Source organism: Pseudomonas petrae (assembly GCF_021728295.1).
GTDB lineage: Bacteria > Pseudomonadota > Gammaproteobacteria > Pseudomonadales > Pseudomonadaceae > Aquipseudomonas > Aquipseudomonas petrae.
On sequence record NZ_JAKJXE010000004.1, the window covers coordinates 119,033 to 145,971 of the forward strand.

The 26,939-nt window shown below is 62.2% G+C and carries 23 protein-coding genes and 1 pseudogene; 14 read left to right on the forward strand and 10 right to left on the reverse strand.

The window, feature by feature from the left end; all coding sequences use genetic code 11:
- The first annotated feature begins 32 nt into the window (after positions 1-32).
- Positions 33-1,562 carry an MFS transporter gene (locus L4G42_RS08275; protein ID WP_237251312.1) on the forward strand — a complete coding sequence of 510 codons (1,530 nt, stop codon included), beginning with the start codon at positions 33-35 and terminating at the stop codon, positions 1,560-1,562.
- A 25-nt stretch (positions 1,563-1,587) separates the two neighbouring features.
- Here the strand turns inward: L4G42_RS08275 and L4G42_RS08280 are convergent, their stop codons facing one another.
- A complete protein-coding gene (locus L4G42_RS08280) occupies positions 1,588-2,742 on the reverse strand; it encodes a glycerate kinase (protein WP_237259922.1) in 1,155 nt (384 codons plus the stop codon).
- 181 nt (positions 2,743-2,923) lie between these two features.
- Positions 2,924-4,009 (reverse strand): sugar diacid recognition domain-containing protein, encoded by a 1,086-nt coding sequence (locus L4G42_RS08285; RefSeq protein ID WP_237251314.1) that lies wholly within the window; start codon positions 4,007-4,009, stop codon positions 2,924-2,926.
- Between the two features lie 196 nt (positions 4,010-4,205).
- Here L4G42_RS08285 and L4G42_RS08290 point away from each other — a divergent pair, with 196 nt between their 5' ends.
- Together L4G42_RS08290 and L4G42_RS08295 are read left to right on the forward strand one after the other, a co-directional pair.
- Positions 4,206-4,532, forward strand: coding sequence for a helix-turn-helix domain-containing protein (locus L4G42_RS08290; RefSeq protein ID WP_237251315.1), 327 nt, complete (start codon positions 4,206-4,208; stop codon positions 4,530-4,532).
- A 17-nt stretch (positions 4,533-4,549) separates the two neighbouring features.
- Entirely contained in the window at positions 4,550-5,695 is a 1,146-nt protein-coding gene (locus L4G42_RS08295; RefSeq protein WP_237251316.1) for an alpha/beta fold hydrolase, read from the forward strand.
- A 362-nt stretch (positions 5,696-6,057) separates the two neighbouring features.
- Here the strand turns inward: L4G42_RS08295 and L4G42_RS08300 are convergent, their stop codons facing one another.
- Entirely contained in the window at positions 6,058-6,771 is a 714-nt protein-coding gene (locus L4G42_RS08300) for a FadR/GntR family transcriptional regulator (RefSeq protein WP_237251317.1), read from the reverse strand.
- A 347-nt stretch (positions 6,772-7,118) separates the two neighbouring features.
- Between L4G42_RS08300 and L4G42_RS08305 the strand changes: the two genes are divergently transcribed.
- The 5 genes from L4G42_RS08305 to pncA all read left to right on the forward strand — a co-directional run bounded on the left by L4G42_RS08305 (position 7,119) and on the right by pncA (position 12,605).
- The gene (locus L4G42_RS08305; RefSeq protein ID WP_237251318.1) at positions 7,119-8,468 is read left to right on the forward strand and encodes an MFS transporter; all 1,350 of its coding nucleotides are present in this window, start codon (positions 7,119-7,121) and stop codon (positions 8,466-8,468) included.
- An 80-nt stretch (positions 8,469-8,548) separates the two neighbouring features.
- Positions 8,549-9,892: a glucarate dehydratase gene (gudD, locus tag L4G42_RS08310; RefSeq protein ID WP_237251319.1), complete on the forward strand. Its 1,344-nt coding sequence runs from the start codon at positions 8,549-8,551 to the stop codon at positions 9,890-9,892.
- A gap of 180 nt (positions 9,893-10,072) precedes the next feature.
- Positions 10,073-10,726, forward strand: a complete 654-nt coding sequence (locus tag L4G42_RS08315; protein WP_237251320.1) for a DUF1345 domain-containing protein — start codon at positions 10,073-10,075, stop codon at positions 10,724-10,726.
- Between the two features lie 105 nt (positions 10,727-10,831).
- A complete protein-coding gene (locus L4G42_RS08320; RefSeq protein ID WP_237251321.1) occupies positions 10,832-11,800 on the forward strand; it encodes a D-2-hydroxyacid dehydrogenase family protein in 969 nt (322 codons plus the stop codon).
- A gap of 154 nt (positions 11,801-11,954) precedes the next feature.
- The gene (gene pncA, locus L4G42_RS08325; RefSeq protein WP_237251322.1) at positions 11,955-12,605 is read left to right on the forward strand and encodes a bifunctional nicotinamidase/pyrazinamidase; all 651 of its coding nucleotides are present in this window, start codon (positions 11,955-11,957) and stop codon (positions 12,603-12,605) included.
- Positions 12,606-12,849: 244 nt separating this feature from the next.
- Here the strand turns inward: pncA and L4G42_RS08330 are convergent, their stop codons facing one another.
- On the reverse strand, positions 12,850-13,335 hold the full coding sequence (locus L4G42_RS08330) for a GNAT family N-acetyltransferase (protein ID WP_237251323.1): 486 nt from the start codon (positions 13,333-13,335) through the stop codon (positions 12,850-12,852).
- Positions 13,336-13,510: 175 nt separating this feature from the next.
- Here L4G42_RS08330 and L4G42_RS08335 point away from each other — a divergent pair, with 175 nt between their 5' ends.
- The 4 genes from L4G42_RS08335 (at position 13,511) to L4G42_RS08350 (ending at position 17,088) form a co-directional block, all read left to right on the forward strand.
- Complete coding sequence (locus tag L4G42_RS08335) at positions 13,511-14,434, forward strand: formate/nitrite transporter family protein (protein ID WP_237251324.1); 924 nt, start codon at positions 13,511-13,513, stop codon at positions 14,432-14,434.
- Positions 14,435-14,707: 273 nt separating this feature from the next.
- Positions 14,708-15,391 carry a response regulator transcription factor gene (locus tag L4G42_RS08340; protein ID WP_237251325.1) on the forward strand — a complete coding sequence of 228 codons (684 nt, stop codon included), beginning with the start codon at positions 14,708-14,710 and terminating at the stop codon, positions 15,389-15,391.
- A complete protein-coding gene (locus tag L4G42_RS08345; RefSeq protein WP_237251326.1) occupies positions 15,369-16,760 on the forward strand; it encodes a sensor histidine kinase in 1,392 nt (463 codons plus the stop codon). The genes L4G42_RS08340 and L4G42_RS08345 overlap by 23 nt, the downstream gene beginning before the upstream one ends.
- A 4-nt stretch (positions 16,761-16,764) precedes the next feature.
- The gene (locus tag L4G42_RS08350) at positions 16,765-17,088 is read left to right on the forward strand and encodes a hypothetical protein (protein WP_237260748.1); all 324 of its coding nucleotides are present in this window, start codon (positions 16,765-16,767) and stop codon (positions 17,086-17,088) included.
- A gap of 17 nt (positions 17,089-17,105) precedes the next feature.
- Here L4G42_RS08350 and L4G42_RS08355 read toward each other — a convergent pair whose 3' ends face one another.
- Positions 17,106-17,942 (reverse strand): zeta toxin family protein, encoded by an 837-nt coding sequence (locus L4G42_RS08355; RefSeq protein WP_336886195.1) that lies wholly within the window; start codon positions 17,940-17,942, stop codon positions 17,106-17,108.
- A 241-nt stretch (positions 17,943-18,183) separates the two neighbouring features.
- On the reverse strand, positions 18,184-20,454 hold the full coding sequence (gene katG, locus L4G42_RS08360) for a catalase/peroxidase HPI (RefSeq protein ID WP_237251328.1): 2,271 nt from the start codon (positions 20,452-20,454) through the stop codon (positions 18,184-18,186).
- Between the two features lie 259 nt (positions 20,455-20,713).
- Between katG and L4G42_RS08365 the strand changes: the two genes are divergently transcribed.
- Positions 20,714-21,175 carry an Hsp20 family protein gene (locus tag L4G42_RS08365; RefSeq protein WP_237251329.1) on the forward strand — a complete coding sequence of 154 codons (462 nt, stop codon included), beginning with the start codon at positions 20,714-20,716 and terminating at the stop codon, positions 21,173-21,175.
- Between the two features lie 30 nt (positions 21,176-21,205).
- Here the strand turns inward: L4G42_RS08365 and L4G42_RS08370 are convergent, their stop codons facing one another.
- The 3 genes from L4G42_RS08370 to L4G42_RS08380 all read right to left on the reverse strand — a co-directional run bounded on the left by L4G42_RS08370 (position 21,206) and on the right by L4G42_RS08380 (position 24,229).
- Complete coding sequence (locus tag L4G42_RS08370; protein ID WP_237259925.1) at positions 21,206-22,060, reverse strand: amidohydrolase family protein; 855 nt, start codon at positions 22,058-22,060, stop codon at positions 21,206-21,208.
- A gap of 53 nt (positions 22,061-22,113) precedes the next feature.
- Positions 22,114-23,403 carry an MFS transporter gene (locus L4G42_RS08375; RefSeq protein WP_237260750.1) on the reverse strand — a complete coding sequence of 430 codons (1,290 nt, stop codon included), beginning with the start codon at positions 23,401-23,403 and terminating at the stop codon, positions 22,114-22,116.
- A 94-nt stretch (positions 23,404-23,497) separates the two neighbouring features.
- Positions 23,498-24,229, reverse strand: a complete 732-nt coding sequence (locus L4G42_RS08380; RefSeq protein ID WP_237251332.1) for a GntR family transcriptional regulator — start codon at positions 24,227-24,229, stop codon at positions 23,498-23,500.
- A gap of 1,336 nt (positions 24,230-25,565) precedes the next feature.
- On the opposite strand from L4G42_RS08380, the pseudogene L4G42_RS08385 reads away from it, so the two are divergent.
- Positions 25,566-26,000, forward strand: a pseudogene (locus tag L4G42_RS08385) (GNAT family N-acetyltransferase).
- A gap of 18 nt (positions 26,001-26,018) precedes the next feature.
- Here L4G42_RS08385 and L4G42_RS08390 read toward each other — a convergent pair.
- Positions 26,019-26,906: a DMT family transporter gene (locus tag L4G42_RS08390; RefSeq protein WP_237251333.1), complete on the reverse strand. Its 888-nt coding sequence runs from the start codon at positions 26,904-26,906 to the stop codon at positions 26,019-26,021.
- Between the last annotated feature and the right edge of the window lie 33 nt (positions 26,907-26,939).

The window sequence follows — 26,939 nt, forward strand, 5'->3', positions numbered from 1 at the left end:
CAGCACCTAACAACCGACCGGAGCGACGATCCATGTCTCGACCCAGCCCCCGCATGACCCTGCTCACTGCCTCCGGCGTGTGCGCGTTAATCGTGCTCGACACCAATATTGTCGCCGTGACCCTGCCGAGCATCGCGCGTGATCTGGGCGCCGGGTTTGCCGACATCGAGTGGGTGGTCAGCGCCTACATGCTGGCCTTCGCCGCGCTGCTGCTGCCCGCGGGCAGCCTGGCCGATCGTTTTGGGCGCAAGCGCATGCTGATCACCGGGCTGGTGCTGTTCATTCTGGCGTCGCTGGGCTGCGGCGCGGCGCCGGACCTTCTGTTCCTCGACATTGCCCGGGCGATCAAGGGCGTGGGCGCGGCGCTGCTGCTGACCTCTGCGCTGGCGACCATCGGCCACGTTTTCCACGATGAAGCCGAGCGCGCCAAGGCCTGGGCGTTCTGGGGCGCGTGCATGGGCGTGGCCATGACCGCGGCGCCTACGGTGGGCGGGCTGATCGCCGAGCTGGTCGGCTGGCGCTGGATTTTCTACCTCAACCTGCCGGTGGGGCTGGGGCTGCTGGTGATGGTCATGCACAATATCCAGGAGTCGCGCAACGAGCAGTCAGCGCGTCTCGACCCCTGGGGCAGTCTGTTTTTCAGCGCCAGCCTGCTAAGCCTGATCTGGGGCCTGATCGAAGCCAACCGAATCGGCTGGGACCACCCGCTCACGTCCATGCGCCTGGCAGCGGGGGCGGTGCTCCTCGTGCTGTTCGTCATCGCCGAGCGCCTGCAACGTCGGCCGATGGTCGATTTGCAGCTGTTCAAATACCCGCGTTTCATCGGCGCCCTGCTCGGCATGTTCGCCTACGCCGGCTGCGCTCAGGTGATGATGACGTTGCTGCCGTTTTACCTGCAGAACGGCCTGGGCTTCAGCGCCATCGATTCGGGGCTGGGGATGCTGCCATTCGCTATCACCATGCTGCTGTTGCCGCGCTTCGGGCCGACGCTCTCACGCCACCTTTCGACGGCCGCCATGATGGCGCTGGGCCTGACCCTCGTGGGCATCGGCAACCTGCTGTGCGCCTGGGCCACCGGGATTGGCGGCTACCCGGCGTTCGCGGCGGCGATGGCGGTGACGGGGGCGGGCGCAGGGCTACTCAACGGCGACACGCAGAAAAATATCATGGCCTGCGTGCCCCGCGAACGCACCGGCATGGCGTCGGGGATGAGCACGACCATGCGTTTCAGCGCGATCATGCTGGCGATCGGCGTCTACGGCGCGCTGCTCGCCAGTCATACGCTCGGTTCGCTGAAAGACACACTCGCGACCGTCGCGCCCCACCTTCTCGATCAGGCCGAACACATCGCCTCACGGGTGGTGGCCGGTGACATGAACGCTGCGCTGCAAACCGTCGATGCCAGCGTGCGGGGAGTGATTCAGCCGCTGGCCCAGCACGCCTTTGTCTCGGGCTTCGGCTCGGTGCTGTGGGTCTCGGGCCTGATCGCCCTGTTCGCGGCGGTGCTGGTGGGCACGTTGATGCGCAAGCCGATTCCGCTGATGCACCTGAAAACCGCCTGATCCACGCGACCGCTCAGGCGAAGCGTTAGCGCGCAGCGAGGGCCCACACCCGGGCCAGATCCCGCGCGCGGTCGTGGAGCAACGTCGCGGCATTGGCGCAGGCGAATTCCAGGGTCATCGGCCCGCTGGTCACGGCGAACGCGGCGCTGATGCCGTGGGCATACAGGTCGGCGTAGCCCTCCCCCAGTGTCCCGGCCAGCACGATGACCGGCACGTTTTTGCGCTGAGCCATCCGGGCGACGCCGAAGGGGGTTTTGCCGCGCAGGGTCTGGGCATCGAAACGGCCTTCGCCGGTGATCACCAGGTCTGCGTTATCCAGAGCCTCTGCCAGTCCGGTCAGGTCGGCGACCACCTCCACGCCGGGACGGAACGATGCATTCAGATAGGCCTTGGCCGCGAAACCCATCCCGCCTGCCGCACCGCTGCCGGGGTACTCGCTGTCGTCGCGGCCCAGCGCCTGCGCCGAGTGCTCGGCGAAATGCCCGAGGGCTGCGTCCAGCGCCAGCACCTGCTCCGGGGACGCGCCCTTCTGCGGGCCAAAGATGTGCGAAGCGCCTTGCACGCCGCAGAGGGGATTGTTGACGTCGGCGGCGACTTCGAACTGCACGCTGGTCAAGCGCGGGTCGAGCCCGGTCAGGTCGATTCGCGCCAGTTGCGCCAAGGCCAGACCACCGGGCGCGAGGGGCCGGTCGTCGCCGTCGAGAAAGCGCGCGCCCAGCGCCGACAGCATGCCGGTGCCGGCATCATTGGTCGCGCTGCCGCCAATGGCCAGAATCACCCGCTCGGCGCCAGCGTCCAGCGCGGCCTTGATCAGCTCGCCAGTGCCGAACGTGCTGGTGACCGTCGCGTCGCGCTGTTCAAGGCTGAGCAGTTGCAAGCCGCTGGCCATGGCCATTTCGATGATCGCCGTGCGCGTTTCCGCCAGCCAGCCCCACTGTGCCTGCACCGGTTGAGCGCCCTGACCTGATTGACCCAGGGGCCCGCTGACCTGATTGCTCATCCACTCACCGTCGCAGGCCGCCAATACGGCTTCGATGGTGCCCTCCCCGCCATCGGCCATCGGGCACTCGACCAGTTGGGCGTCCGGACAGACGTCTCTGAGCCCGGCGGCGATGGCGTGGGCGACACTTTGGGCGCTGAGGCTGTCCTTGAACGAGTCCGGGGCGATGACGATTTTCATGTTGTTCTCCTTGTCTGATGGCCGATCTTCGCACCGTGGGGCGACTTTACCGCCTTACGCTTGCACAACAGGCGGCTCACTCAGTTGTTCATACGAACAAAGCGCCTGCATGCCGCTGAGGGGACTGGTTTAGTGACAGCGCTTCACCGTAAATCAGTCTGTGCCGGGTTCCGCGAATCTCTTACCTGACCACCATCTGCGCGCCGAGGTACAGGCGCAGGAGGTCTTCGGTCCGGTAGGGATCGCAACCGGTCAATTCGGTGATTTTCTCAAGCCGGTAACGCAGGCTGTTGCGATGGATGCCCAGCGCGTCGGCGCAGGCCTGGCTTTCGCCGCTGTAATCGAACCAGGCGCGCAGGGTGTCGAGCAATTGAGTGTTGTCGTGCAAGCGTTTGATCGGCTCGGCGATGCCCTCCGCCAGCCAGTCGTGGCGGTTGCGCCAGAACAGCAGCGCGACGCGATGGCTGGCCAGACGCAGCAGTTTGACGGCGGGCCGCAGGTGGCGTGCGTAATCGAGCAGGTCGCGGGCGGCGGTGCAGGCGGCGCGCAGGGAGGCCAGGTCCGACGAAGGTTCGACGGTCGCCATTCGCTGGACGAGCCAGCCTTGTTCGTCGAAAAGCTCCAGCAGCAAGGCGTCGTCGCGGTCCTTGCCCACCGCGCGGCACCAATAAATCAGCCCCGGCTCGCAGGGCAGGCACCAGCTGTTGGCGTAACGCCCCAACAGCCACGTACTCATCGCACCGACATAGGTCGCGCCTTCAGGCAGTTCGAGCAACACGGCCTGGCGCGGCAACTGCGGCTGCAAGCCCAACTGTTCGGCTTCGGCGACCAGATGGGCAGCGCTGTCGCCGAGCAAGATCCGCGACAGCAAGTCTTCACTGCGCTGATGCCGCCACTGCTGATCGGCCTGCTGGCGTCGATGCTCCATGAGCATCTCGGCGGTCATCTTCACCAGCTCCGCGTAGACCCGCACGTCATCGGGCTCGCCGGTGATGCCGAGCACGCCGATCAGTTTCTGATCCAGCATCAGCGGCAGATTCACCCCCGGCCGTACGCCGTCGAGCTGCCGGGCGGTGTGTGAATCGATCTCCACCATGCGGCTGTTGGCGAGGACCAGCTGCGCCCCTTCATGCCGGGTGTACAACCGCTCCGCCTCGCCGCTGCCAATGATGATGCCCAGGTAATCCATGACGTTGACGTTGCACGGCAAAATCGCCATCGCCCGGTCGACGATGTCTTGGGCCAGGGTGTGGTCAAGGGCGAACATGAGGGATGTCTGCGCAGCGAAGGGATTGAGGGTTCATACACATCAGGTCTTGTTTTTGTGGGTGGAGGGAGTCTGCCTGAATCTTGGTCCCGGCGCGATTGGCGGCTAGCATGGGATTTCAACTATAAGTAATATCCACGCCAGACTTATGGAAGTCTTATACAAGCGCCAAGGCATGTTTGATCGGATAACCTCGATGAGCGCACCTAGAAGTAGCATCCAGATCATCAACGGACCGGACGGCAAACCCGCCTTCGTGGTCATCCCCTATGAAGAGTACGTAAGCCAGCACGGTGTGGATGATCTAATCCCCCACGAAGTCGTCAGCCGTATCGTTGACGGCTCAACGCCGATTCGGGCGTGGCGCGAGTATCTGGATCTGACCCAAGAGCTTGTCGCCGGACGACTCGGTATCTCCCAACCCGCCTACGCCCAGCAGGAATCAGTGGCGCGTCCTCGCAAGCAGACCCGAGAAAGAATCGCCCAGGCATTCGGCATCCGTCCCGATCAACTGGGCATCTGAACACGCGAGAAATCAATTTGGCCCTGCACCGTCTCACCCTCCTCCTGTCCGCCCTGACCCTTCAGGCCTGCGCCTCCACCGAGGCGCCTCTGGGGCAGGCGAGTTTTGCCGAGTATCGCCAGCAGACCATTGCCTGGATGCAGCAGAATCGGACCTTTCAGACGACTGATCACCCTGCCGAGATCGAGTGGAACGCACCTCGGGAATGGCGACCCAGCGGGCCAGCCACACGGGGAATTTTGCTGGTTCATGGCTTGGGCGATTCCCCTTGGTCGTTCAATGACGTCGGCGAGGCGCTCGCCGCGCAGGGGTTTCTGGTGCGCACGGTGTTGCTGCCGGGGCATGGCAGCAAGCCGGCGGACATGCTGGAGGTGACGCTCAAGCAGTGGCAGCAGGTGGTGCGCGAGCAGACGCAGATTCTTGAGCGGGAGGTGCCGACGGTGTACCTGGGCGGGTTTTCGACCGGGGCGAATCTGGTGCTGGATTACGCCTACGAACACCCGAATATCGCCGGCCTGGTGCTGTTCTCTCCGGCCTTCAAACCTGAAAACACCTACGCCTGGGTCACCCAATACATCGGCTGGTTCCGCCCCTGGCTGGCAAAACCGGATGATGGCGTGCGCCCGATGCAAACGCCGGTCCGCTACCTGAACGTGCCCACCAACGGTTTCGCCCAGTTCTACCGCAGCGCGCTGCTGGCGCAGAAGCACCTCGACAAAGCGGCCTACGACAAGCCGGTGTTCGTCGCCATCACCGAGCACGATTCGGTGCTGGACACCGGTTACGTGCTGGACACCTTCAACGCGCGCTTCACCCATCCGCTCAGCCGACTGATCTGGTATGGCAACGACCCGGCTTCGGCGCAGAAAAACCCCAGGGTATTGGTGCGCAACGACTTCCTGCCGGAATACCGCATCGCCCAGTTCTCCCACATGGGGCTGATGTTCTCCCCCGCAAACCCGTTGTACGGGGTGAATGCCAGCCAGCGCATCTGCTGGAACGGGCAAGAATCCGCTGACATGCAGAAATGCCTGAATGGCGAGACGGTGTGGTATTCGGATTGGGGGCATCGTGAGCCGGGCAAGGCCTTCGCGCGGCTGACGTTCAATCCGTATTTCGAGTGGCAGTCGGGGGTGATGATGGAAGTGCTGGCGTACCCATAGTGGGACCGGCTTCAGCCGGGAAGAGTCCAGCTTGAGCACCCTCAGATTTGCAGTGTGACGCCCGACGCCTTCCCGGCTAAAGCCAGTCCTACAGGATGACCGCGTTCAAAGAGTAGGACCGGCTTCAGCCGGGAAGAGGCCAGCTTGAGCACCCTCAGATTTGCGGTGTGACGCCTGACGCATTCCCGGCTAAAGCCAGTCCTACAGGATGACCGCGTTCAAATAGTGGGACCGGCTTCAGCCGGGAAGAGGCCAGCCCGAGCACCCCACATTTTGTGTTGTGACGTCCGACGCATTCCCGGCTAAAGCCAGTCCCACTATCGTCCGCAGTCATTCCCATTTGCTGCAAACCCATCCCCCCATCACTCAACCGGCGCCAGCCGTTCTCGGCTGTTGCTCAGATGAGTCCACATCGCGGCGCGGGCGGCGTCGGGGTCCTGGCGGCGGATGGCGGCGAGGATGGCTTCGTGTTCGAGGTTGGCCAGATACGCACTGTGCGTGAGGCTTGCCCCGGCCCGTTCGCTGGTGGCGATCCGGCTGCGGGGGATGACGGCGATGCCGAGGTTCTGCAGGATCTCCAGAAAATACGGGTTGCCCGTGGCTTCTGCGATCAGCAGATGAAAACGCCGGTCCGCTTCGATGCAGCTGTCTTCCTTGGCCAGCAGGTCCTGATAATCATCCAGCGCGGCGCGCATCGCCGTCAGCTGTGCCTGACTCCGGCGTTGCGCGGCCAGGGCGACGGCCTGGGTTTCCAGGCCCATGCGCAGTTCGATGATGTGCCGCACGCTGAACGCGGTTTCCACCTTCAGATGCAGCCCGCTCTGCTCCGAGCGCGCCAGCACGTAGGTGCCCTTGCCCTGATGGGTCTCGACCAGCCCGGACGCCTGCAGTTTGGAAATCGCCTCGCGCACCACCGTGCGGCTCACGCCATGCTCGCGGACGATTTCGCTTTCGGAGGGCAACTTCGCACCGGGCGCGATGGTGCCCATCAAAATTCGCTGGCTCAGGTCAGTGACCAGGTCCGTCGCCAGGCTGTGCTGGCGTCGCTTGGGCGGCAAGGTTCCGGTGCTGTTCAAAAAGGAGTCGTCCTATAAGTGCTGAAAAGAACGGCGGCCGGCAAGGCCTGCCGTTCACTTGTATTTTCCTGACGGGCGATGCCACAAGCACGCACCCAACCAGACGCGGGAAGCACCTCGGGAAACGGCCAGGACCCTTGAAAACAAGGCCACACAGCAACGAACGCCCACTCATCCAACTTGTCAGACAGGTGAGCCTATCCCGACGAAATACTTCCCGCAAGCCCCGGAAATACGGTTGCCAAGGTGATCATTACTTGTATGATGACTGGCAACAGGGCTACACACCTTGTCACACACAACATGCTTAACCACCCGCATAAAAATAATCAGTGGGAGTTGCCAGAGTGAACACATCCTCATCACGGGCGGATGACGCCACCGATTCCGTCCTGCAATCGGCGGTCTCGAAAGTCAAACGACACATCCTGCCGCTCTTCGTCATCATGTTCATCGTCAACTACATCGACCGGGTCAACATCGGCTTCGTGCGTAGTCACATGGAACATGACCTGGGCATCGGCGCGGCCGCCTACGGCTTCGGTGCCGGCCTGTTCTTCATCGCGTATGCGATGTTCGAAGTACCCTCCAACATCCTCCTGCAGAAAGTCGGCGCGCGTATCTGGCTGACCCGCATCATGCTGACTTGGGGCATCGTTGCCGCCTGCATGGCGTTCATTCAGACCGAAACCCACTTCTACATCCTGCGCTTCTTGCTCGGCGTGGCCGAAGCCGGGTTCTTCCCGGGCGTGATCTACTACTTCACCCGCTGGTTGCCCGGCGTCGAGCGCGGCAAGGCCATCGCCATCTTCCTCAGCGGCTCGGCGTTTGCGTCGCTGATTTCCGGCCCGCTCTCCGGCCTGCTGCTGCAGATCGACGCCCTGGGCTTCCACGGCTGGCAGTGGATGTACTTCATCGAAGGCATGTTCTCCGTCGGCCTGTGCTTCTTCGTCTGGTTCTGGCTCGACTCCAAACCCCACGACGCCAAATGGCTGACCGAGGCCGAGAAAGACGCGCTGGTCAACACCATAGACGCCGAGCAGAAAGCCCGCGAAGCGGCCAACCCGGTCAAGCTGTCCATCGGCAAGCTGCTCAAGGACCCGCAGATCATCCTGTTCTGCCTGATGTACTTCTTCATTCAGCTGACGATCTACGCGGCGACGTTCTGGCTGCCGAGCATCATCAAGAAGATGGGCGACCTCACCGATTTCCAGGTCGGCCTGTTCAACTCGATCCCGTGGTTCATCGCCATCGTCTGCATGTACGGTTTTGCCTCGCTGTCAGCCAAGTGGAAACACCAGCAGGCGTGGGTTGCCGTCGCGTTGCTGATCGCAGCGGCAGGGATGTTCATGTCGACCACCGGCGGTCCGGTGTTCGCCTTCGTTGCCATCTGCTTCGCGGCGATGGGCTTCAAGTCGGCGTCTTCACTGTTCTGGCCGATTCCCCAGGGCTATCTGGATGCGCGGATCGCCGCGGGCGTCATCGCGCTTATCAACTCGGTGGGCAACCTCGGCGGCTTCGTCGCGCCGACCACCTTCGGCATCCTCGAACAGCAGACCGGTTCGATTCAGGGCGGCCTCTACGGTTTGACCGCGACCTCGATCATCGCCGCGATTCTGGTGTTCACCGTGCGCACCACGCCCAAGCCCGGTGCGGTGCCAATCGCCAAAGTCGACATCACGCCCAGCCACACTTGAGCCACGCGCCCTGAGCCCTAAGCTCTGGGGCCCGTAAAGACAGCGCGCGCGCCGCGCCAGCGATTACCAAGGATTTAGCCATGACTTCACAGCATTCCGGCAGCACCCCCGTCATCACCGACATGCAGGTCATTCCGGTGGCCGGTCACGACGACATGCTGCTCAACCTCAGCGGCGCCCACGGCCCGTACTTCACCCGCAACATCGTCATCCTCAAGGACAACGCCGGCCACACCGGTGTGGGTGAAATACCCGGCGGCGAGAAAATCCGCCAGACCCTCGAAGACGCACGCACGCTGGTGGTCGGCAGCAGCATCGGCAACTACCAGAAGATTCTCAACGACGTGCGCCGCACCTTCGCCGAGCGCGACGCCGGCGGTCGCGGCCTGCAGACGTTCGACCTGCGCATCACCATCCACGCGGTCACCGGCATCGAAGCCGCCGTGCTGGATTTGCTCGGTCAGCATCTGGAAGTGCCGGTTGCGGCGCTGCTGGGCGAGGGCCAGCAGCGTGACGAAGTGAAGATGCTCGGTTACTTGTTCTACGTCGGTGACCAGAGCAAAACCACCCTGCCCTATCGCACCGAAGCCGATGCGGACAACGCGTGGTTTCGCGTCCGCCATGAAGAAGCCCTGACCCCGGAAGCAGTCGTGCGTCTGGCCGAGGCGGCTTACACGCAATACGGTTTCGAGGATTTCAAACTCAAGGGCGGCGTGCTCAGCGGCGATGCGGAAATCGAAGCGGTGACGGCGCTGGCCGAACGCTTCCCCAAGGCGCGCATCACGCTGGACCCGAACGGCGCCTGGTCGCTTAAAGAAGCGGTGCGTCTGTGCCGCGATCAGCACAAGGTGCTGGCCTATGCCGAAGACCCCTGTGGCGCCGAGAACGGTTACTCGGGCCGCGAAGTCATGGCTGAATTCCGTCGCGCCACCGGCCTGCGCACCGCGACCAACATGATCGCCACCGACTGGCGCGAAATGGGTCATGCCATCCAGCTTCAATCGGTGGACATCCCCCTGGCCGACCCGCATTTCTGGACCATGCAGGGTTCGGTGCGCGTGGCGCAGATGTGCAACGAATGGGGCCTGACCTGGGGCTCCCATTCCAACAACCATTTCGATATTTCCCTGGCGATGTTCACCCACGCGGCCGCCGCTGCGCCGGGCAACATTACGGCCATCGACACCCACTGGATCTGGCAGGACGGCCAGCGCCTGACCAAGGCGCCGCTGCAGATCATCGGCGGGAGCGTGCAGGTGCCGAAGAAGCCGGGGCTGGGTGTCGAGATCGACATGGATCAGGTCGCCAAGGCCCACGAGCTGTACAAAGGCATGGGCCTCGGCGCGCGGGATGACAGCGTGGCGATGCAGTTCCTGGTGCCGAACTGGACATTCAACAACAAGCAGCCTTGCCTGGTGCGCTGATCGACTGACTCGAACCGCTCGCCCCTGCTATTAAACAGCTCGCCAGGCAGGGCGGCTCAAGCTTCACCTAAACTGCCAAATGGCGACCGGCGCGTAACCCCTTGCGCGCCGTTTTTCTTCATCATCTGCGGTAGCGGCCGCATGCTACTGTTCGCGCATCTCACTGCCGTGAAGTCCTCCATGTCCCGCCTTGCCAAGACCCACCCTCGCCTGACCATTGCCAGCCTTGTGGGCGTGGCCGCCGGTATCGCCTGCGCGTTCGTCGCCCCCGACATTTCGGTGATCAGCAAATGCCTGATCGGCTGGAACGTCGCCGGCTGGCTGTACATGGCGATGATCATGCGCCGCACCTTCAAATCCAGCGCGGATGACGTGCGCCGGGTCGCGGAAATCGAGGACGAGAACGCCGGCGTCGTACTGTTCGTCGTCTGCGTGGCCGCCATTGCCAGCCTGGCGGCCATCATCCTGGAGCTCGCCGGCATTCAGAACATGAAGGACAGCGACAAGGCGCTGCATTACGCCTTCACCGGCTTCACCATCATCGGTTCATGGCTGCTGATCGGCGTCGTCTTCAGCCTGCATTACGCACGGGTGTTCTACACCTGGCGCGGCGACAAGCCGGCGCTGCGCTTTGCCGACGGCGAAGACAACCCGGACTACTGGGACTTTCTGTATTTCTCCTTCACCTTGAGCGTCGCCGTGCAGACCTCGGACGTCGGCGTCGCCACCCGGGGCTTGCGCAAGGTGGTGCTGGCGCAGTCGCTGATCGGGTTTGTGTTCAACACCTCGATTCTGGGGTTCTCGATCAACATCGCGGCGGGGTTGTTTAATTGAGGTAAGGCGCTTGATCCGGCGCCACACGGACTTCCAGACAGCCCCGCTCAGGCGTACTGTGAGCGCCACAAAATCCAACATCGCTGCTGAACGAGGCCTCGCTCAATGACTCAGGATTCCGGGCTGAAGATTGCCGTACTCGACGACTGGCAATCGGTCGCCGAAAACGTTGTGGACTGGACCGTATTGAAGCCGATCGGCGAGGTCAGTTTTCTGCATGACTACCCGGCCGATACGGATGCCATGGTCGCCCGCCTCAAAGACTTCCAGATCCTGTGCGTGATGCGCGAACGCACGATTTTCGATGATGCCCTGCTCAGTCAACTGCCAAACCTGAAACTGCTGGTCACCGGCGGCATGCGCAACGCGGCGCTGGACCTCAAGGCCGCCGCGCGCCTGGGCATCACCGTGGTCGGCACCGACAGCTACAAGTACGCAGCGCCGGAACTGACCTGGGCGCTGATCATGGGCGTCACCCGCAACCTGGTGGACGAAGCCAATTCCCTGCGCGCGGGCGACTGGCAGATCGGCATCGGCAGCGACCTGTACGGCAAGACCCTGGGCATCGTCGGGCTGGGCAGCATCGGCCAGAAGATCGCCCGCTACGGCAAGGCCTTCGACATGAAGGTGATTGCCTGGAGCGAGAACCTCACCGCTGAACGCGCCGCCGAGCATGGCGTGACGTACGTCAGCAAGCAGGAGCTGTTCGAGCAATCGGACGTGGTCTCGGTGAACCTGGTGCTCAGCGAGCGCAGCCGCGGGCTGGTCGATGCCGATTCGCTGAACCGGATGAAGCCGACGGCGTATCTGGTGAACACCGCGCGCGGGCCGATCGTCGACGAAGACGCGCTGATTGAAGTGCTCATGCAGAAGAAAATCGCCGGCGCCGCGCTGGACGTTTACAGCGTCGAGCCGTTGCCGGCCGATCACCCGTTCCGCACGCTGCCCAACGTCCTGGCCACGCCTCATGTGGGTTATGTCACTGAAAATAACTATCGGATGTTCTTCAGCCAGATGATCGAGGACATCCAGGCGTGGCATGCCGGCGCGCCGATTCGGGTGTTTGCCCAATAGCCTGATGAGTTGAAAGCATGGCCGACCTTCGATCAGAGGGTGTCAGGCCATTGGCAACGCCTGACAGACTGTTCGCGGGCAAGCTGGAGCGCCAACCCGGTCGCTCCTACAGGGATCGTGAACAAGCCCCACTCTTGCATCAAGGACTCCGATGATGAACACGCCGCTTTCCCGATTGCCCTCCGACCCGCGCGCCGCGTTGCTGGTGATCGACATGCAATACGACTTCATGCCCGGCGGCGCGCTGGCCGTGGCCGAAGGCGATGCGCTGGTGCCGCTGATCAACCGCCTCGGCGCGCAGTTTCGCAACGTGGTCATGGCGCAGGACTGGCACCCGCGTGGGCATGTGTCGTTTGCGTCGAGCCACGCCGGGCGCGCGCCGTTTGACAGCATCACCCTGCCCTACGGCGCGCAGACGCTGTGGCCCGATCACTGCGTCCAAGGCAGCCACGGCGCCGAGTTGCACGCCGATCTGGACCTCACTCATGGGCAGTTGATCCTGCGCAAAGGCTGCAACGCCGGCATCGACAGCTACTCGGCGTTCGTCGAAGCCGACCGCACGACGCGCACCGGACTGGCCGGCTATCTGAGCGAGCGTGGCATCGACAGCGTGTTCGTGGTGGGCCTGGCCCTGGATTTCTGCGTGGCCTGGACCGCGCTGGACGCCCGGGCGGCGGGGTTCAATACGTGGGTGATCGCCGATGCGTGCAAGGCCATCGACCTGAATGGCTCGCTGGATCAGGCATGGAAAGACATGGCCATGGCGGGGGTTAACCGGATCGACAGCGCAGACCTCACTGACTGAACGCAAACCCCCACGGATTGACCGCGCAGATCTATCTGACTGAACGCAAATCCCTACGGACTGACCGCGCAGTTCTGCCTGACTAAACGCAAATCCCCTGTAGGAGCGCGCTTGCCCGCGAATGCGGAGTGTCAGCTGAATATGCGTGACTGACCCACCGCAATTCGCGGGCAAGCGCGCTCCTACAGTTGCTCGCCTCGGTATCGACCCTCGACGTTCGATACCGCTCCACTCGTAAAACGCCTCAACCCTCCCCCAGCGCAAACTGCTTCAATCCTTCCCCCTCCATCCGGTAGCGCACCCACTCATCCTGGGGCTCGGCGCCGATTGATTTGTAGAAGTCGATCGCCGGCTGGTTCCAGTCCAGCACGCTCCATTCCAGACGTCCGCAGCCGCTGTCGTGGGCGATCCACGCCAGATGCCGCAACAGCTTCTTGCCCGCGCCGACGCCCCTTTGCGCGGCGGACACGTACAAATCCTCAAGGTACAGACCCTTGCGGCCCAGCCAGGTGGAATAGCTCAGGAAGTACACGGCGAAGCCAATGGGCTGGCCGTCCAGCAGGCAGATCAGCGCCTTGGCCGGCGAGGCCTCGTCGAACAGGCTGCGCTCGATGTCGGTGACGCTGGCCTTGACTTCGTGCTCGGCTTTTTCGTAGATCGCAAGCTCGGTGATGAAGCCCAGAATGACGGCGGCATCGGCACGGGTGGCGTCGCGAATATGAAGGGTCAAAAGAGGTTCTCCCACGTCAGTGAAAAGGCACCCGCCGTTGGCGAACGACGGGTAACGGATTGTGTCTGAACCAGCAGCGCCGCGCAGCAAGCATGTGCAAGCGAACCGCCGCCTCCCTCGAACATCTAAAGCAGAATGCTCTGCCAAAGAGCACTGGATCACCCAAAGGATCGCCATGGAACACGAACCAGACGGCAAGACCCCCGGCCTGACGCCGGAAGAAGAACGCGACATCGACGAAAACCAGCCGCCCCGCGCCGCCGTCCTCCATGAAACGATCCGTATGCAGGGTGATCAGGAACTGGAGCGCAACGTCGCCGCGCTGTTCTGGTCGGCCCTCGCGGCCGGGCTGACCATGGGCCTGTCGTTGATGGCGATGGGCTTGTTGAACTCGCGCCTGCCCGATGGCGAAGGCTTCAAGGTCATCGCCAGCCTCGGTTACAGCGCGGGCTTTCTGGCGGTGATCCTCGCACGCCAGCAGCTGTTCACCGAAAACACCCTGACCGCCGTATTGCCGGTGATGAGCAAGCCGACGCTGAGCAACGTCGTGCGTCTGCTGCGGCTGTGGACCGTGGTGCTGGTGGGCAACCTGTGCGGCACGTTACTGGTGGCTTACGTCATGCTGCACCTGCCGATCTTCGACACCAAGACCGATCAGGCCTTTCTCGAAATCGGCCGCAAGGTGATGGAGAACGACACCTGGCAAATGTTCTCCAAAGGCATCATTTCCGGCTGGATGATCGCCACCATGGTGTGGATGATCCCGTCCATGGAAAGCGCGAAGATCGGCATCATCGTGATGATCACCTACCTGATGGCGCTGGGGGATTTCACCCACATCGTCGTCGGCTCGGCGGAAGTCTCGTATCTGGTGTTCGCTGGTGAACTGCCGTGGAAGGATTTCTGGATGATCTTCGCCGGCCCGACCCTGGCCGGCAACATCATCGGCGGCAGCTTCATCTTCGCCTTGATCAGCCATGCGCAGATCAGGAGCGAAGGTGAAACGCCGGAAAAGAAAGGCCGGAAGAAAGCGCTGGAGGAAAAGCTGAAGGAAGAACTGCGTCAGCCCAACGCTGAATCCGATCGCAAAGGCGTGTAAAAAGACTGTAGGAGTGACCGGGGTGGCGCTCCACCTTGCTCGCGAATGCGTTCTGTCAGGCGACCTTTTTCTGTGAGGTCCGACGCCTTCGCGAGCAAGCTCACTCCTACTGGCCCACGGCACGATCAGACACCGGCGGCATGGCCCTCCCCGCGCGAGCCCCGATAGCACCAAACAGGACCTCATGCGCTTCTTAAATTTTTTTTAAGAAATCCCGACTACGTTTAAAGGCAAAATGCAGCCTTCTGTCCTCTCACGTGGCCCTGACCTCACATGACGCGAATTCTGACAATCGAAGACGATGCCGTCACCGCGAAGGAAATCGTTGCCGAATTGAGCAGCCATGGCCTGCAAGTGGACTGGGTCGACAACGGCCGCGAAGGCCTCGTCCGGGCGGTCAGCGGCGATTACGACCTGATCACCCTCGACCGCATGCTGCCGGAAGTCGACGGTCTGGCGATTGTCACCACCATGCGCGCCTTGGGCATTGCCACGCCGATCCTGATGATCAGCGCGCTGTCCGATGTAGATGAACGGGTGCGCGGGTTGCGTGCTGGCGGGGATGATTACCTCTCCAAACCCTTCGCCTCCGACGAAATGGCCGCCCGTGTGGAAGTCTTGCTGCGCCGCAGCCATCCAGGGACCCAGGCCGAGACCATGCTCAAGGTCGCCGACCTCGAACTCAATCTGATCACCCGTGAAGCCAGCCGCGCCGGGCAGCCGCTGAACCTGCTGCCGACCGAGTACAAGCTGCTGGAATTCCTGATGCGCAACAGCGGGCAGATCATCACCCGCATGATGATTTTCGAAGAAGTCTGGGGTTATCACTTCGACCCCGGCACCAACCTGATCGACGTGCACATCGGTCGCTTGCGCAAGAAAATCGATCCCCCTACCCTGACGCCGCTGATACGTACCGTTCGAGGCTCAGGCTATGTCATTGCCGAACCCGTCTAAGGGCTGGCGCTCTTCCAGCAGCCGGCTGCTGGCGCTGTACAGTTTCCTGTTTGTGGCGTGGAGCAGCATCCTCATGGGGGTGCTGTACTGGGAAGTCACCAGTTACCTCAACACCCTCGCCCGCCACTCGCTGATGCAGCGCCAGCAGTTGTTCTCGCGTTTTGAAGGCGCACAGCTGGACGACGCGTTGCGCACCAGCGACAAATTCGACATGCGTTCGGTCGACGCCTATGGCCTGTTCGACAAGGACCTCAAGCCCATCAGCGGCCCGATCCAGACAATTCCCGACGGCCTCAAGTTGACCGGGGAAATCCAGGAACTGGCCACCTGCGTCGACTCCGACGACCCGGACCTGCCCAGCTCGGGCTGCGACGCCGTGGCGATCCACACGCTGGATGATCGCTGGCTGATTCTGGTGCGCGACAACGGTTCGCTGTTCGCGGTCACCACGCTGATCCTGCGCGCGCTGCTGTGGGGTATTTCGCTGACGATCATTCCGGGCATCGCCGGCTGGCACTTGCTGGGACGCCGGCCGCTGCAACGCATCCGGGCGATTCAGGCCAGCGCCGAAGCAATCGTCACCGGTGACCTGGCCCGCCGCCTGCCGGTTTCGGACCGTCGCGACGAGCTGGACATGCTCGCCGATATCGTCAACGCCATGCTCGACCGCATCGAGCGCCTGATGAACGAGGTCAAGGGCGTCTGCGACAACATCGCCCATGATCTGCGCACCCCGCTCACGCGCCTGCGCGCGCAGCTTTACCGGATTCAGCAGCAGTCGCCGGAAGACTCGGCGCTGGGCGAGCAGATGGCCCAGGTGATCGCCGACGCCGACATGCTGATGGCGCGCTTTCGCGGGCTGTTGCGGATTTCCGAACTGGAGGACCACCAGCGCCGCTCGGCGTTCGGTCAGCTCGATCCACAGCCGCTGTTGCAGGAGCTGCACGATTTCTATCTGCCGCTGGCCGAGGAAGGCCGCGTCTCGCTGCAGCTGAAAGTCGCCGAGCACCTGCCGCTGCTGGTGGGTGATCGGGCGTTGCTGTTCGAGGCGCTGTCGAACCTGCTGAGCAACTCGATCAAATTCACCCCGCCGGGCGGGCATGTCATGCTCATCGCCCGCGCCGAAGGTGACACCACCTTCATCGAAGTCCAGGACACCGGCCCCGGCATCCCCGACGCCGAACGCGAGGCCGTGTTCAAGCGTTTCTATCGCAGTGAGAACGGCAATCAGCAAAGCGGCTTTGGCCTGGGATTGTCCATCGTCGCGGCAATCGTCAACTTGCATGGCTTCAAACTGCGCATCGGCAGCAGCCCTTCCGGCGGCGCGAGTCTGGTGCTGGAATGCCGACGGGTGTTGGCGTTGGGGTGAAGGGGTGGGCTTTGAGCTGCAAGCTGCAAGCTGCAAGCTGCAAGCTGCAAGCTGCAAGCTGCAAGCTGCAAGCTGCAAGCTGCAAGCTGCAAGCTGCAAGCTGCAAGCTGCAAGCTGCAAGCTGCAAGCTGCAAGCTGCAAGCAAATACAACAACGCCGCCTCAAGGGCGGCTTTGTTTATTGGGGGGCATTACATTTTCCGGGCTTGCTCGATGAGCTTTTCCTGCCGCGCCCAGGCTTTTTCCATAACCTCCAGGTAAACCCGCTCCTTCTCCTCGAAGCTGGCGTTGCGGACGAAATCAGAAAGCGTCCTTTTCAGTTTTGGTAAAGGCTTGTCAGACGAATTCATTTTAATCCCTCGTGTGCTTTCAGCATCCTTAGTAGTGACGTTTGATCGTATTTTTCAGGGATATGGTCGTCAACACGCTGAACGTTTTCCTGATACAACCGAGTACCACCCTTGTCGTTTTTGAGAAGCACATCAACGGTGACCGCATGACCAAATTCACTTTTTAGACGGTTCACGGCATCCCTCGCGCTGAAATACTGCCTGACGAACTCGCTTAGCGGGATGTTGCGACCCTCGACCTGTTCTCTGGCAGTCACAAATGTCCAGGCTAAAGCAGGGTCCTGATAAACGTAGATGATGAGCACACATCTTCCGCGCCGTAGGGATCTATGGATGTTCCGCGAAACAATATCGAAATTCGCAGACGTCCCATCCAGCAGAAATGACTGCTTTTGCTTCAGTGCCTGATCGTGAAGCTTCTCGACCAGCACCGAAACAGCATGTTGAAAGAGGTAGGCATTTCCACCGGTATAGGCGGGAATCTCTGCCCTCAGGAGATCAGGATCAATCCGTACGGTATAAGACTCGAATCGGTTTAGGAATTCGATTGATGCCTCGGTTTTTCCCGCGCCGGGGGATCCTGCCATGAAAATTGAGACGGGACATTCGTCGGGGGTATAAACCAATGGATCCGTCAGCCTCCTCGCAATCTCCTTCCTGTTCGCCTTGGCGAATACCACAGCTTCTTCTGAAATCCGTCGATCATCCGCATCCACAGTCACCCATCCTTTTATGAAGTCACGACAATCCAGCGCCGCGCAGTATTCACGGGCGCTTCGACTGCGCCTATCCGACGTCACAAAACGAAACAGGATGCGCTGGTAAGCATTCACAACTCTGTATCAGCGCAGGTGATGCCCGGGCGAATAAACGTCACCGGTAACGCCACAAATCGGTAGGAGCCGGCTTGCTGGCGAACCGGTTCGTCAGTCGACACGTCCGGTTCTGACCTACTGCGTTCGCCAGCAAGCCGGCGCCCACAGTGGATCTCGGCAGCGCCCAAAATCAGCAAAAAAAACGCCTCCATTCAGGAGGCGTTGTCTATTGCAGCTCGAGGGCTATAAAGCACGCACCTCAGGCAAGATCGAAGCGGTCCAGCTCCATCACTTTGGTCCACGCGGCGACGAAGTCCTCGACGAACTTCCCTTGCCCGTCCGCACTGGCGTACACCTCGGCCACGGCGCGCAACTGAGCGTGTGAACTGAGCACCAGATCAACCCGGGTACCGGTCCATTTGACGGCGCCGGTGGTGCGGTCGCGCGCTTCAAACAGCTCGTCGCCCCCCGACACCCCTTTCCACTCGACGCCCATGTCCAACAGATTCTTGAAGAAGTCGTTGCTCAGCGTGCCCGGCCTCTCGGTCAGGACGCCGTGCTGGCTGTGCCCGGCGTTGATGTCCAGGACCCGCAAACCGCCAATCAGCACGGTCATCTGCGGCGCCGTCAGGTTCAGCAGTTGCGCTTTGTCGACCAGCAGTTTCTCCGCCGAGACGCGGTAGCGGCCCTTGAGGTAGTTGCGGAAACCATCGGCGATAGGTTCGAGGAAGCCGAACGACTCGACGTCGGTCTGCTCCTGGGAAGCGTCCATACGACCCGGGGTGAACGGCACGCTGACGTGGTGGCCGGCATGTTTTGCCGCTTGTTCGATACCCGCGCTGCCGCCGAGCACGATCAGGTCAGCCAGCGAAATCTGCTTGCCGCCGGACTGGGCGCTGTTGAATTCACCGCGAATGCGTTCGAGCGTTTCCAGCACCACAGCCAGATTGGCCGGCTGATTGACCGCCCAGTCTTTCTGAGGGGCCAGACGCAGACGGCCGCCGTTGGCACCGCCACGCTTGTCGGAGCCACGGAACGTGGACGCCGACGCCCAGGCAGTGGACACCAGCTGCGAAACCGACAGCCCCGACGCCAGGACTTTGTCCTTCAGCGCGGTAATATCGTTGTCGTCCACCAGCGGGTGGTTGACCTCGGGAATCGGATCCTGCCAAAGCAGCTCTTCGCCTGGCATTTCCGGGCCGAGGTAACGAGCCAGTGGCCCCATGTCACGGTGGGTCAACTTGAACCAGGCGCGGGCGAAGGCATCGGCCAATTGGTCAGGGTTTTCCAGGAAACGACGGGAGACCTGCTCGTAAGAAGGGTCCACTCGCAGGGCGAGATCAGACGTCAGCATGCGCGGTTCCTGGCGCTTGGCCGGGTCGTGGGCATGGGGAATCTGGCCCGCGCCAGCGCCATTCTTCGGTCTCCACTGATGGGCGCCGGCCGGACTTTTGGTCAGCTCCCACTCGAAGCCAAACAGGTTTTCCAGGTACTCGTTGCTCCACTGGGTCGGAGTCGACGTCCAGGTCACTTCAAGACCACTGGTGATAGCATCGCCGGCCTTGCCGGAGCCAAAGCTGTTGCGCCAGCCCAAGCCCTGTTCTTCAAGGCCGGCGGCTTCCGGTTCAGGGCCGACGTTGTCAGCGGGTCCGGCACCGTGGGTCTTGCCGAAGGCGTGGCCGCCGGCAATCAGCGCGACGGTTTCCTCATCGTTCATGGCCATGCGGCCGAACGTCTCGCGGATGTCCCGCGCCGAGGCCGCAGGGTCTGGCACACCTTCCGGACCTTCCGGGTTTACATAGATCAGGCCCATCTGCACAGCGGCCAGCGGGTTTTCGAGATTGCGCTCGCCGTTGGCGGTGCGGGTCTGTTCTTCGCTGTGGTGCTCCGGCTCGGCAACCAGAGTGCCCTCGCCCGGCTGTTGCATGTCTTTGTGTGCGCCGTAACGGTCTTCACCGCCCAGCCAGGTGGTTTCGGCGCCCCAGTACACGGCCTCGTCCGGTTCCCAGACATCGGCACGCCCGCCGGAAAAACCGAAGGTCTTGAAGCCCATGGATTCCAGCGCCACGTTACCGGTGAGCACGATCAGATCGGCCCAGGAAATCTTGCTGCCGTACTTTTGCTTCACCGGCCAGATCAGGCGGCGAGCCTTGTCGAGGTTGACGTTGTCCGGCCAGCTGTTGAGCGGCGCGAAACGCTGCTGCCCGGCCCCGGCGCCGCCACGGCCGTCAGCGGTGCGGTAGGTCCCGGCGCTGTGCCAGGCCATGCGGATGAACAGCGGACCGTAGTGACCGAAATCGGCCGGCCACCAGTCCTGGGATTGGGTCATCACTTCCAGCAGGTCGCGTTTGACGGCGGCAAAGTCGAGGCTCTTGAACTCGCTGGCGTAATCGAAGCCTTCGCCCATCGGATCAGTCAATGGCGAGTGCTGGTGGAGAATCTTGAGGTTCAGCTGGTTCGGCCACCAGTCACGGTTTGTGGTTCCGCCTCCGGCTGCGTGGTTGATCGGGCATTTCGATTCGGTCGACATGGTCTACTCACCTTCTTGTTTACTTTTTCGGCCATCAACGGGACAGCCCAGGCTAGCACTCGCACAAGACTAGACGACTCGGGCCAGTCGTCTAATAGGCAAATGTTTGGGCCACGATAGAGTGATTCTGTTAGCAGAGTATTTAACGGAGGTGCTTGTATTTTCTGGCGCTTGAGCCTAACTCTAACGACAGAATCAAGTGCAGAGCCGGCGTCGACCGGCGTCTTGATCACCGTGGCAATCTCCAGGAGATTCAGGCATGGCCACCACCGCTTCACTGGCCCCGTTGTTTCGGCAATCAGTGGGCTTTGATCGCTTCAACGATTTTTTTGAATCTGCCCTGCACAGCGAGATAAACGCCAGCGGCCCCCCTCATAACGTCGAACGATACGGCACCGATCATTACCGAATCGTGATTGCCACGGCCGGGCTTGCCGCCGCCGACCTTGACCTGACACTGGAAAGAAATGTGCTGACCGTTTGCGGGGGTGAGGCGCACACCGACGGCGGCGTGACTTACCTGCATCAGGGCATCGCCCATGGCCCATTCCGGCTGGTCTTTCATCTGGCCGATCACATCGAGGTGCAGGGCGCGACCTTCAAAAACGGCTTGCTGATCGTCTTCCTGCTGCGTGTCGAACCCCTGGGCGCAAAGGCGCGCCGGATCAGCATCCACAGCCCCGGAGACGATCCCGACCGGCCGCACATCAGCCGGCCTTGATCGAGTTGATCACCGATTGATTCAGCCGTATCAGGCCTCGATCAGCGCGAAATCAAACAGCACCCGAGGGGCTTCGATCAGTAGGGAGCGCATCAATTGCGCGGTGCAGCCCAGCGCCTGCAACTGCTCGACCACCGAGCCGTAGCTCACCGCCTTTTCATGCTGCGTGTGGGGCCAGTCGCTGCCCCAGACCAGCCGCTGCTGACCAAACGTATCGACCAGCAACGGCAGGGCTGCGCGGGCGAAATCGAGGTTCTGTTGCGCGCTGCCCTCCAGACGGTAGATGCCCGAAACCTTCATCCACAGTTGCCCGCTCCCGCCCAGTTCCAGCGTCTGGCGAAAGCCCGGCTGATCGAGGCCCAGTCGTGCGTCAGGCCGACCAAAGTGATCGATCACGATCTTCATCCCGAACGGCATCAGCCCGGCCAGCAGCGCCGGCATGTCGGCGACCTGGCGATGCACCTCTACGTGCCAGTCGAGCGCGGCGATGTGCCCGAAAAACACCTGCCACTGCGGCTCGGAAAAGTCCGGCAGCGCCTTGCCCATCAGGTTCAAACGCACGCCAACGACGCCCAGCCGATCCATTTCCTCCAGCGCCGCGCGGCTGATGTCGCGGTCGACCACCACCACACCGCGCAGCTGATTCGGCGCCTGCTGAAGGGCGTCGAGCAGGTAGCGGTTATCGGTCCCGAGGAAACTCGGTTGCACCAGCACGCCATGGCTCAGGCCGTGCCCATAAAGTTGATCCCGGTACATCGCCAGCGTGGCGTCGTAGTCGGGTGAATAGCGTCGTGCCGATGTCAGGTCCAGCTCCCTGCTGAAGACGTGTGCGTGACCGTCGATGCCAAGGATCGACGCGGGAGAGGCGGAAAAGAGGTCGGACATGGATCTCATCTGTCAAAGATGCGCGACCCAAAAGGCGCCGCGCGGAAGGGAAATCAGGCCCGGGCGGTCTCGCTGCGTGTGTCTGCGACGGCGCTGGCGGTGGGGCTTGCGTCCAGGCTGCGACCGCGGGTTTCCGGCAGGCACAACGCGGCAATCACGGCAACGCCATAGGCGATCCCGGCGTCGATGCCGATGGCCGACCCCAGTGACATCGATTCGCTCATGTGACCCACCAGAAACGGGAAAACCGAGGACAGCACACGGCCGAAGTTGTAGCAGAAGCCCACCCCTGCCCCGCGCACGTCAGCCGGGTAAAGCTCGTTGAACAGCGCGCCCAGGCTGGCCGGGATGCCGGCGGCGAAAAAGCCCAGCGGGAAGCCCAGGAACAGCATCTGCGTATTGGTCAGCGGCAGGAACACGTAGCACTGCACGGTGACCACGCAGCACAGGGCGAACAGCACGATGTTCAGGCGCCGGCCAATGCGGTCGATAACAAAGCCGCTGGCGATGCAGCCACACCAGAACGCGACGATGATCACCGCCAGGTAGCCGCCGGAGTTGAGCACCGACAGGTTGCGTTCGGTTTTCAGGAATGTCGGCAGCCAGGTCATCACCGCGTGATAACCGCCGTGGGCGCCGAGGCCGAGCAAGCCGCCAAGCAACGTCACGCGGATCAGTTCCGGGCGGAAGATGCCGGCCAGTGACTTGAAGAAACTCTGGGGGATGGCGTTGTCTTTTTGCAGGCGCTGGAAGCTGTCCGGCTCCTCGACGTTGCGCCGCACCCAGATGATCAGCAGCGACGGCAGCAGGCCGACCAGAAACATCACCCGCCAGGCCATGTCCTGGGGCACGAACGAATAGATCAAGGTAAACACGCCGACGGCCAGGCCCCAGCCTACCGCCCACGCGCTCTGCACGGTGCCCATGACCTTGCCGCGGTATTTCGGGTTGATGGTCTCGGCCATCAACACGGCGCCCGCCGCCCACTCGCCGCCGATGCCGAAGCCCTGCAGCGCCTTGACGATCAGCAGCGAGCTGAAGCCGGTAACGAACGCCGACAGAAAGGTGAAAAACGAGAACCAGAGGATCATCCACTGCAGCGTGCGCACCCGACCGTAACGGTCCGACAGCGTGCCGCCGACCCAGCCGCCCAACGCGGAGGTGATCAGCGTCACGCCACTGATCAGCCCGGCGTCGCCCTTGCTCAAGGCAAACGCGGCGATCAGCGCCGGAATCGCCAGGCCGAACATCTGAACTTCCAGGGCGTCCAGCGACCATCCGCCAAAGCAGGCCCAGAACGTTTTGCGCTCCCGAGGAGTGACTTGGCGATACCAGTTGAACATGTTTTTTGTCCTTATAAGGGTGAAGCGGCAGGTGGTGTAGAGCCCGTTCTGGGTGACGGGCTTGGGTGCAGCGTTAGGCGGTCGGCGCCGCGCTTCAGCGGATGTCGACGCTGTAGCGGAAGTGGCTGGCATGGCCGCGCGAACGGCGCCATTCCAGCGGTTGTCCGGCGTAGTTGCGCGCCAGCCGCTCGATCACCACCACGGGGCTGTTGACCGGCACTTGCAGCAAGCGGGCGTGGGTCTCGTTGATGGCTTCGGCGGTCAGGGTCTCTTCGGCATAGGCCACGACCTGGCCGCACTGTTCTTCGTAGATCGGATAGAGCAGCGGGCCCTGGCGGCTGAGGTCGATTTCCAGCAGGGTCTGAAACTGCACCTGGGGCAGCCAGATTTCTTCGGCGAGCACAGGCTGGGCATCGAGCAGACGCAGACGGATCAGGCGAATCACTGGCGCGTCCAGCGGCAGACCGAGGGCGTGGGAAACGGCCGAGGGCGCGGTGACGGCTTCGATGGAGAGGATGCGGCTTTCGGGCACCTGGCGTTCGCCGGAGACGCTTTGAAAGCGGAAGAAGCGGAACAGCGAAGACTGGAACTGTGGGCGGCGAATGAAGGTGCCGCGGCCCTGTTGGCGCTCGAGGATATTCTCGTTGACCAGCATGTCGATGGCTTTGCGCACGGTGCCGGTGGACAGGCAGTACTCGCTGGACAGCGCGGCTTCGGTGGGGATGGCTTCGCCCGGGCGCCAGCGGTTGTTGGCGATCTGCTCGGCGAGTTGGTCTCGCAGGCGTTGGTAGAGCGGCAAGCGGACATCGCTGGAAAGTCGGTTCATGGAGGCGCTTCGCTGTTGTAGTTATGTAGTCATCTATATGAATGTGCGTTGAGTATTGTCCCGTTACAAATAGGCGTCAAGGGTGGGGATGGGGGTTGGCGGATGAGTGGCGGGGTGGTCGGGTTTTGAGGCGTGCGCAAAAACGGCAGAGGTCGGTCTGCCGTTAGGGTGGGGTGCAGCGGGGGCGGATCGGGTGGGCGGATCCAGATGGCTCAATCAGGTGGGTGAGATGGTTGCCAGGGCACCGATCATGAGCGTCAGGGCGAGAAAGCCGAACAGGAAGATTGCGAGCTTGGCCATTGGGCCTCCTATGTGAACATGGGGTACAGAGGATTCGAGCCGGTTGATGGCTGCCGGTCGGGCTCGATCGGTCGGCCGGGATTGGTTGGATTTTGGGGGAAGAAGCTGTTTCAGTACAGATTCAGGTACGGCTCATAAATACGGATCAGATGAATCTTCGGCGACCGCAGTGCAGCTGAGAGAAGATCAAGAGCATCTGCCTAACGGCAGACGTTTCGCCTTCGGCGAGTTACTTGGAAAAGCACCCCAAGTAACCAAGGGTGCCTGCTCTCGGTTGGGCCCTTCCTTCGTCAGGGTTCTTTCACTCCGGTCTCGCTCCGTGGGCCCGCGCCGAACGGACATCCATGTCCTGACGGCGCTCTCGCCGCATCCATGCGGCTCGGCCCACTCCACGAGACCTGCGTTCAGCCTGCACCCAAGTCGCGATTTGTGTCGTCTGAACTCTCTGCGTTTGAAGATCAGAAGCGCGTTTCAGCAGATCAAAGGCTTCCCGGCTAAAGCCGGTCCTACGGTCGGGGTTACCGCACTTTCACTCTGATCGTTCCCACGCTCCGCGTGGTAACGTCGCCCCGGACGCTCCGCGTCCCGCAGACCACGCGCATTCAGGCTGGGGGAGGTGACGCGGAGCGTCGCAGGATGCATTCCCACGCGGAGCGTGGGAACGATCAAGGATCTCTGACACAACGCGCACATCGTAGGACCGGCTTTAGCCGGGAAGCTTTTGCCGTTGCCGTTGCTTTTGATCTTCATACGCAAAAAGCCCAAACACCGCAAAACGCGACTTGGGTGCAGGCTGAACGCAGGTCTCGCGCAGTGGGCCGAGCCGCATGGATGCGGCGGGAGCGCCGTCAGGACAGGGATGTCCGTTCGGCGCGGGCCCACGGAGCGAGACCGGAGTGAAGGAACCCCGACGCAGGAGGGGCCAAACCGAGAGCAGGCAGTTTTGGTTACTTTTGCTGCTTTTCAAAAGTAACTCGCCGAAGGCGAAACAGTCTGCCGTTAGGCAGACACTCTTGATCTGAAGAAGGCGCTAACCATGCTCACCATCCGCCCCATGACGCTGGACGATTACGACGCCGTCACCCAACTCATGGGTGACACGCCGGGCATCTCCATGCGTGACGCGGACTCGCGCGAGTCCACCTAGCGGTATCTGCTGCGCAACCCCGGATTGAGCTTCGTCGCGGAGCACGATTCGCGCCTTTGTGGCTGTGTCATGTCGGGCCATGACGGTCGGCGCGGGTATTTGCAGCATTTGCTGGTACTGCCTGAGTATCGGCGGCAGGGGATTGGGCAGGCACTGGTCGAGCGCTGTCTGGTCAGTCTGGAGGCGGTTGGCATTCACAAATGCCACATCGACGTGCTCAAGACCAACCCGGCTGCGGCGACCTATTGGGCGAATCAGGGCTGGCAATTGCGGGGTGACATCGATCGCTTTTCCTTCACCCGTCCCGGCAATGAAAACGCCTGACGCCCGGTTAAACCCAGATCAGAGCTGGGTAGCAGGCGCCACCGGCCGGCGTCTGGCGTAGACCATCAAGCCGCTGAGGAAGACAAGGCCGATGCCGAACATCGAGGCAGTGCCCGGGTAGTTGCCGAACAGCAGAATCCCGTAAGCCACCGCGAAGATGATTTGCAGATAACCCAACGGTGCGAGCACGGACGAGGACGCGTAGCGATAGGACTTGGCCATCAGAAAATGCGCGCACAGTCCCAGCCCGCCCAACACCAACAACAGCCCCATTTGCAGCCAGTCAGGTGTGGCCCAGTAGAACGGCACAATGGCGCTGAGGATCAGGGTGCAGAAAACACCGACGTAAAAACTGCACACCGAAGGGCTGTCGGTCTCCCCCGCCAGTTGCGTGAGCAGTTGATACAGCGCGAAGAACAGCGCGGTCGCCAGGGGAAACAGCATCCACAGCGAGAAGGCGTCGCTGGCCGGGTTGATGATCACCAGCACGCCGATAAAGCCCAGCACCACCGACAGCCACTGCCAGCGATCCGCCTTGATGCCGAACATCAGCGGCGACAGGATCGTCACACATGCAGGCGCGAGGAAGACCAGCGCCGTGGATTCGCCAATCGGCACGTGGGTCAGGCCGAACAGGAAAGACAGGCTGTCGGCGAGCAGGACCACCGCGCGCAGCAGGTGCAGCCAGGGCCGCCGGGTGTGGAACACTTGTGCGCCGCCGTTGCGCAGCAGCACGGTGGTCACCAGCGTCGAGTGAACAAGGTAGCGGGCCCACGCGACGAAGATCACCGGCAGGGAATAGATCAGCGTCTTGGAAATCGCGTCATGACTGGCGAACATCAGCGCCACGCCCGCCATCAACCACATGCCGATGACTTGCCGGTGCGCGCCGTGATGGGGAGTCATTGCAAAGCCTGCGACGAAAATGATGCGCAGGAG

Bases quoted from the DNA above. Each gene is read 5' to 3' on its own strand.
- L4G42_RS08275 (WP_237251312.1), top strand. From the start codon at position 33: ATGTCTCGACCCAGCCCCCGCATGACCCTGCTCACTGCCTCCGGCGTG.
- L4G42_RS08280 (WP_237259922.1), bottom strand. From the start codon at position 2,742: ATGAAAATCGTCATCGCCCCGGACTCGTTCAAGGACAGCCTCAGCGCC.
- L4G42_RS08285 (WP_237251314.1), bottom strand. From the start codon at position 4,009: ATGTTCGCCCTTGACCACACCCTGGCCCAAGACATCGTCGACCGGGCG.
- L4G42_RS08290 (WP_237251315.1), top strand. From the start codon at position 4,206: ATGAGCGCACCTAGAAGTAGCATCCAGATCATCAACGGACCGGACGGC.
- gudD (WP_237251319.1), top strand. From the start codon at position 8,549: ATGACTTCACAGCATTCCGGCAGCACCCCCGTCATCACCGACATGCAG.
- L4G42_RS08315 (WP_237251320.1), top strand. From the start codon at position 10,073: ATGTCCCGCCTTGCCAAGACCCACCCTCGCCTGACCATTGCCAGCCTT.
- L4G42_RS08320 (WP_237251321.1), top strand. From the start codon at position 10,832: ATGACTCAGGATTCCGGGCTGAAGATTGCCGTACTCGACGACTGGCAA.
- pncA (WP_237251322.1), top strand. From the start codon at position 11,955: ATGAACACGCCGCTTTCCCGATTGCCCTCCGACCCGCGCGCCGCGTTG.
- L4G42_RS08335 (WP_237251324.1), top strand. From the start codon at position 13,511: ATGGAACACGAACCAGACGGCAAGACCCCCGGCCTGACGCCGGAAGAA.
- L4G42_RS08340 (WP_237251325.1), top strand. From the start codon at position 14,708: ATGACGCGAATTCTGACAATCGAAGACGATGCCGTCACCGCGAAGGAA.
- L4G42_RS08345 (WP_237251326.1), top strand. From the start codon at position 15,369: ATGTCATTGCCGAACCCGTCTAAGGGCTGGCGCTCTTCCAGCAGCCGG.
- katG (WP_237251328.1), bottom strand. From the start codon at position 20,454: ATGTCGACCGAATCGAAATGCCCGATCAACCACGCAGCCGGAGGCGGA.
- L4G42_RS08365 (WP_237251329.1), top strand. From the start codon at position 20,714: ATGGCCACCACCGCTTCACTGGCCCCGTTGTTTCGGCAATCAGTGGGC.
- L4G42_RS08370 (WP_237259925.1), bottom strand. From the start codon at position 22,060: ATGTCCGACCTCTTTTCCGCCTCTCCCGCGTCGATCCTTGGCATCGAC.
- L4G42_RS08375 (WP_237260750.1), bottom strand. From the start codon at position 23,403: ATGTTCAACTGGTATCGCCAAGTCACTCCTCGGGAGCGCAAAACGTTC.
- L4G42_RS08380 (WP_237251332.1), bottom strand. From the start codon at position 24,229: ATGAACCGACTTTCCAGCGATGTCCGCTTGCCGCTCTACCAACGCCTG.
- L4G42_RS08390 (WP_237251333.1), bottom strand. From the start codon at position 26,906: ATGACTCCCCATCACGGCGCGCACCGGCAAGTCATCGGCATGTGGTTG.